Raw genomic sequence first — 576 nt, 5'->3', positions numbered from 1 at the left:
TTTTTCCCTTGCCCCCAACTAAGTGTTGGTTAAGCTGTGGGAAAGCCTTATTATTCTATCAAAATAAATAACATTTAAATGCCTTTGGGGACTTTATGGACATTACAGAATTATTAGCATTTTCTGCTAAAAATGGCGCGTCAGATTTACACTTGTCTGCGGGGATGCCACCACTGATTCGTGTTGATGGTGAAGTTCGTCGTATTAACCTGCCTGCCCTGAAACATAAAGAAGTGCACAAGCTGGTTTACGATATCATGAACGATAAACAGCGCCGTGACTATGAAGAAAATCTAGAAACTGACTTTTCCTTTGAAGTTCCTGGCGTTGCCCGTTTCCGTGTGAACGCATTTAACCAGAACCGCGGTGCCGGTGCCGTATTCCGTACCATTCCCTCTAAAGTTTTAACCATTGAAGATCTGGGCATGGGTCAGATCTTTAAAGATATTTGTGACTATCCACGTGGTCTGGTACTGGTCACAGGCCCAACCGGTTCAGGTAAATCAACGACACTGGCAGCGATGCTGGACTATATCAATGATAACCGTTATGACCATATTCTGACCGTCGAAGATC

General features: G+C 43.8%; 1 protein-coding gene. It reads left to right on the top strand.

Features of this window, described 5'->3' with window-relative positions; all coding sequences use genetic code 11:
• Nucleotides 1–95: 95 nt before the first annotated feature.
• Nucleotides 96–576 (top strand): type IV pilus twitching motility protein PilT (locus B4033_RS05390; protein ID WP_286832564.1); only part of this gene is annotated, 481 nt, incomplete at its 3' end.

It is taken from the genome of Acinetobacter sp. UBA3132 (assembly GCF_002364825.1).
GTDB lineage: Bacteria > Pseudomonadota > Gammaproteobacteria > Pseudomonadales > Moraxellaceae > Acinetobacter > Acinetobacter schindleri.
The sequence above is the reverse complement of the archived record's forward strand: the minus strand, read 5'-3'. Positions and strand labels throughout refer to the sequence as shown.